Here is a 12,418-nt window from a genome sequence, read left to right as displayed (position 1 = left end):
TCTCCGCGCCGAGCGGAGTAGTCGAGGTTCAGAACCAGGCGCCGTCCCCAACGGGCGCGAATACGAAATCGTGGTGCGCAGCTTGCTGCGCTGATCCAGCGTTGGGTAACGAACGACTGCCCACAATCGCACGCAATGCGTTCTGACGACCCCCAACCACGCGAACCGTCGCCACCCCCTCCCAACCTCCCCCTACCGCGCGAAGCGCGGCAAGGGGAGGAGCCCGATTCGTTCGGCCGTGCCCATCGACGCCCGGCTCCATCAGCCCCTCCCCTTGCGCCGCCGAAGGCGGTGGAGGGGGAGGCTGGGAGGGGGTGGTCCGGGCTGCCTGAACGCCCGCACCCAAGGCCTGGCCCAAAAACGGTGCGCAGTTCGCACCGGCAAGCAGCAGGCCGGCGCTACCGCCCCGCCGCACCAATCGATACCTTGGGCCATGCCCGCGATCCGACGCCTTGGCCAGCTCGGCCCCGAACTGGTCGACCCACTCTGCGACCTGCTCCTCGACGCCGTCGCGGGCGGCGCCTCGATCGGCTTCATGGCCCACCTCGACCGGGCCGAGGCCGCAGGCTACTGGCAGGGCCTGGCCGAGTCGCTGGAACAGGATGTGTTGTGCTGGGTGGCCGAGGACGCCGGCCGGCTGCTGGGCAGCGTGCAGCTGGGGCTCTGCCACAAGGCCAATGGCCGGCATCGGGCCGAGCTGCAGAAGCTGATGGTGCACCGCTCGGCGCGCGGTCGCGGCATCGGCTCGGCCCTCTTGGATGTCGCCGAGCGCGCCGCGGGCGAGCAGGGCCGCTTCCTGCTGGTCCTCGACACCGAGGCCGGCTCCGGCGCCGAGGCGCTCTACCGGCGCCGCGGTTGGCAGCCGGCAGGACAGATCCCCGACTACGCACGCAGTCCCGACGGCCGGCTGCATCCCACGGCGCTGTACTGGAAACGCCTGCACGCGCCGGCTGGGCAAGCGAGCCTGCGTCCCCCGGGCTGAAGCGCCGCCGCCGCCGCGGCCCTTCGCGGATGGCTGCAAAGGCGCCGGTCAGTCGGCGACAATGCCTTTCATGCTTCGAGGTATCTGCTATCTGAGCTCTGCCACCCGGCCCTTCGATGAGGCGGCGCTTGAGGGGCTGCTCTCCGAGTCCCGCCGCAACAACGCCCATTCTGGAGTAAGCGGCGTGCTGCTCTACGCCGATGGCGATTTCCTGCAGTACCTCGAGGGGCCGTCGGCCGCCGTCGACGAGACCATGCTGAGGATCCGCGGCAGCCGCCGGCACCGCGGCCTGCGGGTGCTCCTCGACGAACCGATCGAGCAGCGCGTCTTCGCCGACTGGTGGATGGGCCTTGCCCGCCCGACCCGTTCGCACTTCCTGGCCCTGTCGAGCGCCAGCTGGAAGCGCGCGGCGGCGGCCGCGCGGCAGCCTGGTTCGATGCCTCCCGGCCTGGTCCTCCTCGAGGAGTTCTGGTCCGGCCAGGCCGGCTCGACCGCCCGCTAGGCGATTCATCGCCGGGCGCGGGACCCTGCCCGCGGACAGCACAGGAACGCCGGGCTCAGCCGCCCTCGCCGATCCAGGCGCTGCGGAAGCGGTTGCGTCCGTCCTTCTTGGCCGCGTACAGGGCGGCATCCGCCGAGGCGATCAGGGCGGCCTTGGAGTCCGCGCCGGCGTAACCGCGCATGCCAAGGCCCACGCTGGCGGTGACGATGGGCGCCACCGGCGAGTCGCCGTGCGGCAATTCCATCCCCCGAACCACCTCAAGCACCCGCTGCGCGTTGGCCAGGCAGTCGCTCTCGCCGCACTCGGGCAGAAGGATGGCGAATTCTTCCCCTCCGTAGCGCGCCACGAGGTCCCCGGGCCGCGAGAAGGTGAGATCGAGCCGATGGGCCAGCTGGCGCAGGCAGTCGTCACCGCCCAGGTGGCCATGATGGTCGTTGAAGCGCTTGAAGTGGTCGACGTCGAGCAGGAGCAGTCCCAGGTCGCGGCCATAGCGTTCCGACTTGCGCCACTCGGCGTCGAGCTGCTCGTCGAACAGGCGGCGGTTGGCCACGCCGGTCAGTCCGTCGCGCAGGGCCAGCTCGCGCAGACGGTCGGCCTGCAGCTTGAGCGCCAGATGCACGCGAACCCGATTGGTGAGGGTAATCGGGTTCCAGGGCTTGGACAGGAAGTCGACTCCGCCGGCCTCCCAACAGGCCGTTTCCTCGTCGAGCGTGCGATGGGCGGTGATGAAGATCACCGGGGGCGCCTGCCCTGGCATCGATTCCCGCAGACGGCGGCAGACCTCCTGACCATGCAGATCGGGAAGTTCGAGGTCGAGCAGCACAAGATCCGGTTCGCAGCGACGGGCCATTTCCAGCGCCTGGGCGCCATCCAGCGCCGCGAACAGCTGATGTTCGCCACCCAGCGCCTGCTGCAGGAGACGAAGATTGAGCGGCTCGTCATCGACCGCGAGGATCCGCGTCCGCCGCCCGCCGGGCGGGCTGATCGGCGGCGCGCCCGCGCTCACTACGCGGCCTCCCGCAGTCGCGCCAGGGTCGAGCGTGCGGCGTCGAAATCGAGGCGTTCGACTTCGTCACGAAGGCGGACCCAGTCGGCCCGGGCCGCGGAGGGGACTGCCGCGTCCAGCGCCTCGAGCAGATCCAGCGCGTCGAGGCTCCGCGATTCCAGGGCCTCGGCCAGACGGGCGAGACCCGATCGGCAGTCCTGTGTGGCCTCGCCCGGCCCGGATTCAGGCGCGGCCGCGGGCGGGGGCTCGGGCAGCGCCGCAGCCGGCAGGCCGAGATGCTGGTCGATGGCGTGCAGGGTCGCGGCAAGGCAGTCCTGCAGCTCGGCCTCCAGCGTCGGAAGGGTTGGCCCCTGGCGTCCCTCGCCCAGCGCCAGCTCCACCCGCCCGGCCGCCTCGGCGAGCGCCACGGCGCCCAGCGTGCCGGCCAGGCCGCGCAGGCTGTGCAGGGCGGCCATCCGGTCCGGGTGGTGCGCCTCGGGCTGAAGGCTGGCCGCGGCCTCCGCGGAGCGCCAGCGCGTCCGGAAATTGTCCAGGGAACGATCGAGCAGCTTGCGGTTGTCGGCCATCCGCCGCAGCGTGCCCTCGACGTCGAGCAGGACGGTCGCCGCTTGTGCTGCTTCGCTGCCAAGGGACGGCTCGCGGCGTGAACCGTCGTCCAGCAGGCCGCGCACCGTGGCCACCATCGCGTCGATATCGATCGGCTTGGCCAGGTGGTCGTCCATGCCCGCGGCCAGGGCCTGGCGTCGGTGCATCGGCATGGCATTGGCGGTCATCGCGACGATCGGGATGCGCTGGCCGCCCGGCAGCTGGCGGATCCGCCGGCAGGCCTCGAAGCCATCCATGTCCGGCATCTGGATGTCCATCAGCACCAGGTCGAAATCGCCCATCCGCTGCTGCATGGTCGCCACCGCCAGGGTGCCGTCGCCGACCGCGGTGACCTGGGCGCCCTCCATGCCGAGCAGCTCGCACGCCACCTGCTGGTTGATCGGGTTGTCCTCGGCCAGCAGGATGCGGCAGCCCGGCAGCCGACCGCAGCGCGGGTCTGGCCCGGAGCGCGTGCTGGGCCGCAGCGCCCCGCCGCTGGCCTCGGCCAGCGTATCGACCAGCATCGACGGGGTGACCGGCTTGGTGAGCACGGCGTCCAGCAGCCCCGGCTCGCGCGCCTGGCGGTCGGCCAGCGCCTCGCGCAGGTGGGCGGTGATCATCAGGATCACCGTGGCGGAGTCGGGGCCGAGCATCTCGCGAAGGCGGCGAGCGGTCTCCCAGCCATCGAGGCCGGGCATCTGCCAGTCGACCAGGATCATGCCGTAGTGCTGCGCGCGGGGGCGGCCCTGCACCATGGCCAGCGCTTCCTGGCCGTCGCAGGCGAGATCGACCTCGGTGCCCAGCGCCTGGAGCATCTCGCGCAGCGTCTCGCGGGCCTCGGGGTGGTCGTCGATCACCAGGCAGCGACCCCACTGCCCGAACACCTCATGGCGAGGCGCCGTGCGCTCGCAGGGCGGCAGCTCGATCTCGAAACAGAACTCGCTGCCGCTACCGACCTGACTCTGCACGCCGAGCTCGCCGCCCATCATTCCGACCAGCCGCCGGCTGATCGCAAGGCCCAGGCCGGTGCCGCCGAAGCGCCGGGCGATGTCGCCCTCGGCCTGGGTGAAGCTCTCGAAAATCTGCTCAAGACGATCGGCAGGAATGCCCATGCCGGTGTCGCGGACCCGGAACCGCAGGCGCCAGCCATTCGCCGCGCCAGGCCCGCCCTCCACCGACACCGAGACCAGGCCCTCACTGGTGAACTTGACCGCATTCGATCCCAGGTTGAGCAGGACCTGGCGCAGCCGCACCGAGTCGCCCACGAACCAGTCCGGCAGGTCCGGCTGCAGCCGCATGATGATTTCGATGGGCTTGCTGCCGACGGCGCTGGTGATGACCACGCCGACGTCGTGCAGCAGTTGCTCCAGGCTGAAGGGATGCGGGTCGAGTTCGAGCTTGCCGGATTCGATACGGGAGAAATCCAGCAGGTCGTTGAGCAGGGCGAGCAGTGCCCTGCCCGCGCCGTAGGCCTTCTTGACGTAGTCGGCCTGGCGGTCGGCGAGATCGGTGCTTTCCAGCAGGCGCAGCATGCCGAGGATGGCGTTCATCGGGGTGCGGATCTCGTGGCTGACATTGGCCACGAACTCCGATTTGGCGGCATTGGCCGCCTCGGCCTCGAGCTTGGCCTGCTGCAGCGCCGCCTCGGCCTCGCACTCCAGGGTCACGTCGCGATTGATGCCGGTGACGCGGATCGCCTTGCCCTCGGCATCTCGATCGATCAGCGCGGCGGCCTGCACGTGCCGCATCTCGCCGTCCGGCCGGATGATGCGGAACACCGGCTCGTACACGGTGGTGCCCTCGACCGCGCCGAGCAGGCTGGCCTCGGTGGCCTCGAGGTCTTCGGGGTGCAGTCGGCATCGCCAGTGCTCGTACTGGATGCCCTCCTCCGCCAGGGTATGCGGATAGCCGTAGATGTCGTACATCTGCCGGTTCCAGGCCAGCGAGTTGTCGGCCAGGTTCCAGGTCCAGATGCCGAGTGCGGCGACCTCGACCGCCTTGTCCAGCTGCTCGCGGGTCGAGCTCAGTGCGCGCTCGCGTTCGCGCTCGTCCTCGAGGCTGGTCACGATGCCGAGAAAGCCCTCGACCTCGCCGTCGCCACCGCGCAGCGCCGAGATCGTGGTGCTGACGGAGATCTGCTGGCCGTCCTTGCGGCGATAGGTCAGCTGGTGGCGGACCACCTCGCCTTCCCGCGAGCGTCCGCGCAGCAGTTCGATATCGGGCTGGATGTCCTCGCCGCGCTGCGCCGACGCTGCGCGCGCCCGCCGTGCAAGCTCCGCGGGGTCGGTCCAGAGCGCCGGCGTGTGCCTGCCGACCACTTCGTCCGCGCTGTAGCCGAGCAGGCGCTCCGCAGCCGGATTGAACAGGGTGACCAGTCCTTCGGCATCGGTGGCGATGACGGCGAACTCGGCGCTGCGCAGCAGGGCTGCCTGGAACTGCTCTGCCGCCGGTGGCGCGACCTGTCGAACCTGACGCAGGGCCACCAGCAGGGCACCCTTTGGATCGGCGCTGGACGGATCGAACAGGCAGCGCAGGCGCAGCCGCTGGCGGTGTTCCTGGCCCGCGCTCAGCACTGCGGTCAGCTTGAACACGCTGGCCCCGGGCAGGGCCCGGGCGGCGTCCAGTTGCGATTCGAGGGTCTCGACATCGGCCCGGTCGACGAACAGCGAGGTCAGGCTGCGGCCGCAGAGCGCCTCGGCCGGGCCGCCGAGCAGGCGGTCGTCGGAGGCGCCGGCGCGATGGATCAGTCCGGATGCATCGGCGGCGAGCCAGCCGGGGCCGGCGCCTTCAAGCAGCCAAGCGAAGGCGTCCACGCCCCCGGCCACCGCTTTCGGCCCGGTGGTGACCGAAGGACCGCGATCGGTCGCCTCGATGTGGACTGGTCGATCTTCGTCCCGGGTGTGCAATGACATGTCCGAAGTGGGCACGTGGCTGCACGAAGCCTACACCGCATTCGCCGTGATGCGGAACGATGCACCGATCCTGCGCATCGCCCGCCTGGATTCCGTGCTGGGCCTGCGTAATCGAGGCCGGGCGGCGCTCAGCTGAGGGACCGTGATCCGTCCGCGTCCGGCGCATCCGCCGGGTCGATCCAGCCCGAGGTCCGCGCAATATGCAGATCGGCAGGCGTGTCGAGGTCGCTGCAGAGGCCCTCGTCCTCGACCCAGCCCAGCTGCGTGGCAGGCAGGGCGGCGAGCGTGCCGCCCAGCCCGCCGCTGCCTTCGAGGCGCTGCCGCCACGCTGCGAACGGTGCGGGAATGACCACCGGAATGCCTGGCCGGTCCTGGTGGGTGCTGACGGCGATCCCCGAGGGTGCGCGGCGCGCGGCGCGCAGCAGCTGCTGCAGCGAATCGGCACGCAGACGGGGCAGGTCGCAGGGCAGCAGCAGCGCCCGGCCGGCCCGCCCGTCGAGATCGGCGAGGCCGACGCGCAGGCTGTCGCCCAGACTTCCCGAGGCGGAGAGGACCTCCGCCCCGCTGCCGGCGACCCAGTCCGCGCGGCCCGGCGGCAGGATCACCCGCAGCAGTCCGGGCCGGGTGGCGAGGGCCAGGCGAAGCGCGCGCCGGATCAGGGTCTCGCCATCGCGCCTGAGCAGCTGCTTGGGCTGGCCCAGGCGTCGGCTCTGTCCGGCGGCCAGTACGACGACGGCGTGGTCGGGCTCAGTCTGCATGCCGCCAGCGCTGCAGCGAAGCGGCGATGGACAGGGCGATCGCCGCCGGCCCTTTACCGCCCAGATCCAGACCGACCGGGGCCTCCAGCCGCGGAGCCAGCGCCGCGGACGCCTCGCCGAGCAGGCGCAGCAGGTCGTCGCGCCGCCGCCGCGGCCCTAACAGACCGATCCATCGGCAGGGGTGCCCGGCCAGGGCGGCCAGCGCCGCCCGGTCGCGCTCGAAGTCATGGTGCATGACCAGGACCGCGTCCTCTTCGCGGGGCTCGAGCAGGGCGAGGCCGCGCTCGGGAGGCGCTTCGACCAGGCGGTCGACGCCGGCGGCCAGCGGCAGCCAGCGGGGCCGCTGCTCGCAGGCCTCGACGCGCCAGCCGAGCGCGCGCAGCTGCGGAATCAGCAGCGGTGATTCGGCGCCGGCACCGAGCAGGAGCACACGCGGCGCGGGGCGGATCAGCAGCGGATCGGGAAGTGGACCGGGCCAGGGCAAGGCCAGGCGGGCGCTGTGCATCGCGGTGTCGCCGCAGTCCAGTGACAGGCTGCCCTGCGCATCGACGCTCACCCGCATCGGCAGGCCGGCGGACAGGAACAGCTCCGCCAGCGCGGCGCAGCGCGCGCTGTCCCGAGGCCCGAGCAGGCGCAGGCGGATGCGCCCGCGGCAGCCGCTGGCCGAGGGCGCCAGCAGGGCGGCATCGTCGCGCTGGTCCAGTTCGATCCACTCGCCGACGCCTTCCTCGGCAATCAGCGCCGCGGCGCGCTCCTCGATGTGACGCTCGAGGCAGCCGCCGCTGACCCATCCACGCAGCCGGCCGGCCTGCCCGAACAGCAGCAGGGTGCCGGGGGCGACGTAGGCCGAGCCGTCGACCTCGCAGACCAGGGCGAGGACGCAGGGCGCCTGAGCGCCGACCTGCTGGCGCAGGCAGCGCAGCACCTCGGGCGCGCCGCCGTCGGCGCCGGCAAGGGATGAAGGATGGATGTCCATGCCGCGCACGATAGCGTCCCCGCCGTGCGTGCGCGGCGAAACGGGCGACCGGGCGCGACCGGCCGCCCGTCAAGGCTCAGAACACCAGCTTGTTCAGCGTGGTGCTGACCGTGCGGCCGTCGATGGTGAAGCTGATCGTGGCCTGGGTCTCGCTGTTGAAGGTCACGCTGAGCGAGCCGGCATCGCGGGCGGTGACCTGGGCCGGGTTGAACATCGCCTCGCCGAACCAGGGCCCGTTGAATGCGAACAGGTCGGCATTGAAGCGGGTGCCCGAGAGCGTGCCCGAGCTGAGGTACCAGGCCGGCGTGCGGTCCTGGTCGTAGTGGTAGATGTACATGCCGTAGGCGCCGGTTCCGCCGCGGATCACCACCAGGCCCCAGCCGTCCTGCGACGGATTGCTCCAGGCGCCGGTGTAATTGATGTTGCTTGGCGGCTCGGCGCTGGTCGGGAAAAGGAAATGGCGCAGCTGGGCAAAGGCAAGGTCGAATCGCGAGTAGTCGTCGGTGTTGCCCGGGTTGTTCAGCGCGCCGGTGTTGTTGCAGGAGGCGCTTCCGCCGAGCAGGCCGCCGCGCAGGAAGAACTGCGCGCCATCGCTGGTCAGCAGGCCGCAGCCGCTGCTGCCACCCTCGGTGGTCCCGGTGGTGTAGCCCGCCTTGATGAAGCTGCCGGGGGCGAGGTTCGACGGCCCGATACCGGTCGTGCCGCCGATCGAAACCTTCATCACGTCGCCGGCCGGGTGATGGACCGCCACGACATCGGTGCCGGCCTGTACGGTGGCGGCGTCCCATCCGAGGTAGAAGCTGCCGGTCGGGGGCGCATTGTTGAGCCGGTAGAACAGCACATCGCTGGACTCGTCGGCATAGCGCACCGTGCCGCCTCCGGCGACCTGGCGCGAGCCAGAGTCCAGCCGGTTGGTGCCGCAGCCGGTCGCCTCGTAGAACCAGAACGTGGTCAGCGTGTTGGCCACGCTCTGCTGGGTGAAGCAGTGCGCGGCGCTGTAGATCCATGGGATCTGGGTGCTGGTATCGGTGTCGTTGAGCAGGGTGCCGGTGCATGAAAAGGTGCTGCCGCCCTGCTGGAACAGCATCCGCGTCACCGCGCGGCGCGTGTTGTTGAACGCTTCGGTGGGATTGCTGACGCAGCGCACGTCGACTTCGCAGGCCCCCGACTCGCCGATCTTGGCGGCGTCGTAGGCACCCGCCGGATCGACCAGCAGCCAGCTGACCGCCGGCACCGACAGACGCACCCACTTCGGGTCGCTGCCGGCGGGCAGGACCAGTTCGATGTGCTGGACGTCGCCCGAGGTCACTGGCGTCCACAGGCGGCTGTCCTGGCGCAGCTGGGCGGACAGGCTCATCGCATCGAGTTCCACCAGGCCACGCTGGCCGGCCGCATCCGCGGCGACCGCAAGCCGGCTGCCGGCGGGCAGGGCACCGGGCTCCAGCGCCACGCGCAGGGCCTCCGCACCCGGCGAATGCACGGCCAGCCGCGCCGCCCAGCGGCCATCGCCGAGCCGCTGCCAGCTGAGCGAGTCGGCGAGCGGAGTGGCGCCTTCGCGGGTGGCCTGCTCCAGCCCGACCTTCAGCGCCTTGGCCCCGGGCGCGGCGTTCTCGGCACGCAGCGCGTCGATCTGTTCGGCCTCCGGCGCCGGCGCCTCGATCGCCAGGCCGCCCTTGGCCAGAGCGACGAAGCCTTCGGCCGGCACTTCGATCGCAGTCGAGAACTCGCCGCCTACGCTCTGGGCACACACGGACAGGCAGGGCGCGGCCAGCGCGGCCGCCAGCAGGCACTTGGACAGGTTCATCGCAACGGCTCCTGGAGCGTGGGCGCGGGCCGCGACGCGGCCCGTTGACTCCCAAGTCTACGCCCGGGGGTCCACCCCGGATGCGCCAGGACGTGCGGGAATGAGGCGTGCTCAGCCTGACGGGCGGCGGCTGAGCAGAGTGGCCAGCGTGGCCAGCGCCGCGCAGGGTGCGAAAACCAGAGAGAAGGCCAGAACAGGTTGTTCCGCCTGCAGTGCGGCAAAGCCGATGCCGATCACGGCCAGCAGGGCGGTGTGCGACAGCGCCTCGGACAGCTGCAGCGCCGCCGCCGCGCGGCCATGCTCGGCCGGTTCGGCCAGTTCCAGCATCAGCACGCTGAGGATCGGAAAGGCGACGCCGATGCCGAAGCCGGCCAGCGCCCAGAGCGGCGGCATGCTCCAGGCCGGCAGCAGCTCGGACACCGCCAGCAGCTGGCCGGCGATGCCCAGCGCGGTCAGCAGCAGTCCGCCGCGCAGCGCGAGGCTGCGCTTTGCCGTGCCTCCGATCCGCGCCTGCAGCCCCGAGCCCAGGCTCCAGCACAGCGCGCCCAGACTCAGCGAGAGGCCGGCCTCGGCGACGCTCCAGCCTGCATGCAGGGTCAGCCACAGGGGGATGAACACCTCGGCGGCAAGAAAGCTCGACGCCAGCAGCCCGCGCAGCAGGACGACGCTGGGCAGCCCGCGGCCCGCACGCAGGGTGCCCGGGGGCAGCAGGCGGAAGGCCGACAGCGCCAGCGCCGACAGGCACAGCGCACCGAGCCCGGCGCCGGTCAGGTCCAGCGGCGGCTTTCCCAGCGCATGCAGGCTCAGCGCGGCACCCGCGCCGAGCAGTGCCCAGCCGAGCCGGGCCCGGGCATCCGCCGGCCAGCGCGGCGCCTCGACCGAGGGCGCCAGCGCGGGCAGCAGCAGCCAGGCGCAGGCCGGCAACAGGGCAAGCACGCCGAGGAACACCCAGCGCCAGCCGACGCTCTCGACGATCAGCGCGGCAAGCCCGGGACCGAGGATCGCCGGCAGCACCCAGGCGGCTGCGAACAGGGCGAACAGGCGCGGTCGCAGCGCCCCTGGGTACAGCCTGGCCGCGGCCACGTAGATGGCGACCCCGATCATGCCGCCGCCCAGGCCCTGGGCGACGCGGCCGAGGACCAGCTGCAGCATGCTGCCGGCCACCCCGGCGAGCAGCAGGCCGGCGCCGAACAGGCCCAGCCCCCAGACCATGCTGGCCCGCGGACCGCGCGCATCGCAGTCGTTGCCGGCCAGCACCATGCCGACCAGTCCTGCAGCCAGCGTGCCGCCGAAAGCCAGCGCATAGAGACCGATGCCGGACAGCGCCGCGGCCGCTGTCGGCATCGCCGCCGCCACCGCGATGGCCTCGAAGGCGACCATGGAAATCAGCGCGACCGCCCCGATCGAGGGCGCGCGCAGGCCGGGGGAGAACAGGCTGGGGCTCAGGGCAGGGGCATTCATCGGCTTGCATTCAGGGTCATCGACGAGCACCGTACAACCTCAAGTAAACTTGAGGTCAAGCGATGGCCGTCAGGCAAACCGCCAGCCTTGGCGTCGGCGAACTGGCCCGCCGCAGCGGCGTGGCCGTCTCCGCCCTGCACTTCTACGAGGCGCAGGGTCTGCTCCACGCCGAACGCAGCGCCGGCAACCAGCGCCGCTACCCGCGCGCCATCCTGCGCCGCGTCGCCTTCATCCGCAGCGCGCAGCAGCTCGGCATTCCGCTGGCCGAGATCCGCCAGGCCCTGGACGCCCTGCCTGAGGCGCGCACCCCGACCAAGGCCGACTGGGCCCGGCTCTCCCGCGCCTGGCGCGCCCGTCTGGATGCCCGCATCGAGGCCCTGATCGCCCTGCGCGACCGCCTCGACGGCTGCATCGGCTGCGGCTGCCTGTCGCTGAAGGCCTGCGCCCTGTGGAACCCCGAGGACCAGCTCGCCGCCCTCGGCAGCGGCGCCCGGCGCCTGCCTGTCGCGGGCGAGGCGGAGCCGGCACATCGGCAAGCACCTGCCAGGACTTACCCTGCCCGCAATCCGGGATGACCAGAGTCGGCAAGGTGACGACCGCCGACCTGGACTCGAAGAGGCGATGCGCACCGTCTCGATTGGGCGCGAAGAAGACCTTCCACAACACCCGAATGTAGGAGCCAGCTTGCTGGCGATCGTCCCATCCGGGGCGACTATCGCCAGCAAGCTGGCTCCTACAGCGGGACCGAGGCGAATGCGAACTCTGCGCCCTCAGCGGCCCCTCAAGAATGTTGACGCTCGGCCGGTGCCCGCCGATCACCCCACTGCTGATCCGGTCCGAACTCCCACCTGGTTCCGCCCATGCTCGGATCGAGGAGGGCCGGATCACCCGTGCGATGTCCGTCGCCCCGCTCGTCCTGCGCGTGGCAGGAGCGGCGGCGCACCCCTGCATTGCGATTCACCCGTTGCTAAGCCGCAGGGGGGCAAATAGGCTAGCGAACCCATGGAGACCACGATGACCGCCTCACGACTGTTGCTTGTCCTTGCCGCCGGCGCGACGCTGGGCGCCTGCACCTGGGTGAAGATGGAGCCGCAGGGCCACTCGATCCGGGTCGCCCGGGCCAGCGAGAACCTCTCGGCCTGCCAGCGGCTCGGCGAGATCACGGTCACCGTGAAGGATCAGGTCGGGCTCTACCGCCGTGATCCGATCAAGGTGAAGGACGAACTCGAGGTGATGGCGCGCAACGAGGCGCCGGACATGCAGGCCGACACGATCCGGGCGGTCGACGAGCCGGTCAACGGTGAGCAGAGCTGGCAGGCTTTCCGCTGCGGCGCGGGTCGGAGTGCTGCGCCGGCCCAGGCCAGCCGCGCGGCGCCTGCCGAGCGGCCGCCCGCCGGCGATGCGGAGACCTTCCCCGTCCGCGGCGACTGAA

11 protein-coding genes are annotated in these 12,418 nt (G+C 71.5%); 5 read left to right on the top strand and 6 right to left on the bottom strand.

Features of this window, described 5'->3' with window-relative positions:
- The first annotated feature begins 433 nt into the window (after positions 1–433).
- Positions 434–982, top strand: coding sequence for a GNAT family N-acetyltransferase (locus M0G41_RS01595; RefSeq protein ID WP_248204468.1), 549 nt, complete (start codon positions 434–436; stop codon positions 980–982).
- A gap of 70 nt (positions 983–1,052) precedes the next feature.
- Positions 1,053–1,484 (top strand): BLUF domain-containing protein, encoded by a 432-nt coding sequence (locus M0G41_RS01590; protein WP_248204467.1) that lies wholly within the window; start codon positions 1,053–1,055, stop codon positions 1,482–1,484.
- Between the two features lie 55 nt (positions 1,485–1,539).
- On the opposite strand, the gene M0G41_RS18750 is transcribed toward M0G41_RS01590, so the two are convergent.
- Both M0G41_RS18750 and M0G41_RS01580 read right to left on the bottom strand, forming a co-directional pair.
- Entirely contained in the window at positions 1,540–2,490 is a 951-nt protein-coding gene (locus M0G41_RS18750; protein WP_248204466.1) for a diguanylate cyclase domain-containing protein, read from the bottom strand.
- On the bottom strand, positions 2,490–5,888 hold the full coding sequence (locus M0G41_RS01580) for a response regulator (RefSeq protein ID WP_248204464.1): 3,399 nt from the start codon (positions 5,886–5,888) through the stop codon (positions 2,490–2,492). Before M0G41_RS01580 ends, M0G41_RS18750 begins: the two co-directional genes overlap by 1 nt.
- A 97-nt stretch (positions 5,889–5,985) precedes the next feature.
- Between M0G41_RS01580 and M0G41_RS01575 the strand changes: the two genes are divergently transcribed.
- A complete protein-coding gene (locus M0G41_RS01575; protein WP_248204462.1) occupies positions 5,986–6,123 on the top strand; it encodes a hypothetical protein in 138 nt (45 codons plus the stop codon).
- Here the strand turns inward: M0G41_RS01575 and M0G41_RS01570 are convergent.
- The 4 genes from M0G41_RS01570 to M0G41_RS01555 all read right to left on the bottom strand — a co-directional run bounded on the left by M0G41_RS01570 (position 6,116) and on the right by M0G41_RS01555 (position 10,986).
- The gene (locus tag M0G41_RS01570) at positions 6,116–6,745 is read right to left on the bottom strand and encodes a nucleotidyltransferase family protein (protein WP_248204461.1); all 630 of its coding nucleotides are present in this window, start codon (positions 6,743–6,745) and stop codon (positions 6,116–6,118) included. The genes M0G41_RS01575 and M0G41_RS01570 overlap by 8 nt on opposite strands.
- A complete protein-coding gene (locus M0G41_RS01565) occupies positions 6,735–7,721 on the bottom strand; it encodes an XdhC family protein (protein ID WP_248204460.1) in 987 nt (328 codons plus the stop codon). The genes M0G41_RS01570 and M0G41_RS01565 overlap by 11 nt, the downstream gene beginning before the upstream one ends.
- Before the next feature lie 76 nt (positions 7,722–7,797).
- Complete coding sequence (locus M0G41_RS01560) at positions 7,798–9,525, bottom strand: trypsin-like serine peptidase (RefSeq protein WP_248204459.1); 1,728 nt, start codon at positions 9,523–9,525, stop codon at positions 7,798–7,800.
- A 111-nt stretch (positions 9,526–9,636) separates the two neighbouring features.
- Positions 9,637–10,986 carry an MFS transporter gene (locus M0G41_RS01555; RefSeq protein WP_248204458.1) on the bottom strand — a complete coding sequence of 450 codons (1,350 nt, stop codon included), beginning with the start codon at positions 10,984–10,986 and terminating at the stop codon, positions 9,637–9,639.
- A 62-nt stretch (positions 10,987–11,048) separates the two neighbouring features.
- Between M0G41_RS01555 and soxR the strand changes: the two genes are divergently transcribed.
- On the top strand, positions 11,049–11,561 hold the full coding sequence (gene soxR, locus M0G41_RS01550) for a redox-sensitive transcriptional activator SoxR (RefSeq protein ID WP_248204457.1): 513 nt from the start codon (positions 11,049–11,051) through the stop codon (positions 11,559–11,561).
- 439 nt (positions 11,562–12,000) lie between these two features.
- Positions 12,001–12,417, top strand: a complete 417-nt coding sequence (locus M0G41_RS01545; protein WP_248204456.1) for a DUF4156 domain-containing protein — start codon at positions 12,001–12,003, stop codon at positions 12,415–12,417.
- The last annotated feature ends 1 nt before the right edge of the window (position 12,418 follow it).

Source organism: Pseudomarimonas salicorniae (assembly GCF_023156535.1).
GTDB lineage: Bacteria > Pseudomonadota > Gammaproteobacteria > Xanthomonadales > Xanthomonadaceae > Pseudomarimonas > Pseudomarimonas salicorniae.
Note: the sequence above shows the minus strand (reverse complement) of the source record. Positions and strands in the feature narration are given on the sequence as shown.

Bases quoted from the DNA above. Each gene is read 5' to 3' on its own strand.
- M0G41_RS01555 (WP_248204458.1), bottom strand. From the start codon at position 10,986: ATGAATGCCCCTGCCCTGAGCCCCAGCCTGTTCTCCCCCGGCCTGCGC.
- M0G41_RS01595 (WP_248204468.1), top strand. From the start codon at position 434: ATGCCCGCGATCCGACGCCTTGGCCAGCTCGGCCCCGAACTGGTCGAC.
- M0G41_RS01570 (WP_248204461.1), bottom strand. From the start codon at position 6,745: ATGCAGACTGAGCCCGACCACGCCGTCGTCGTACTGGCCGCCGGACAG.
- M0G41_RS01575 (WP_248204462.1), top strand. From the start codon at position 5,986: ATGTCCGAAGTGGGCACGTGGCTGCACGAAGCCTACACCGCATTCGCC.
- M0G41_RS01560 (WP_248204459.1), bottom strand. From the start codon at position 9,525: ATGAACCTGTCCAAGTGCCTGCTGGCGGCCGCGCTGGCCGCGCCCTGC.
- M0G41_RS01565 (WP_248204460.1), bottom strand. From the start codon at position 7,721: ATGGACATCCATCCTTCATCCCTTGCCGGCGCCGACGGCGGCGCGCCC.
- M0G41_RS01590 (WP_248204467.1), top strand. From the start codon at position 1,053: ATGCTTCGAGGTATCTGCTATCTGAGCTCTGCCACCCGGCCCTTCGAT.
- soxR (WP_248204457.1), top strand. From the start codon at position 11,049: ATGGCCGTCAGGCAAACCGCCAGCCTTGGCGTCGGCGAACTGGCCCGC.
- M0G41_RS01545 (WP_248204456.1), top strand. From the start codon at position 12,001: ATGACCGCCTCACGACTGTTGCTTGTCCTTGCCGCCGGCGCGACGCTG.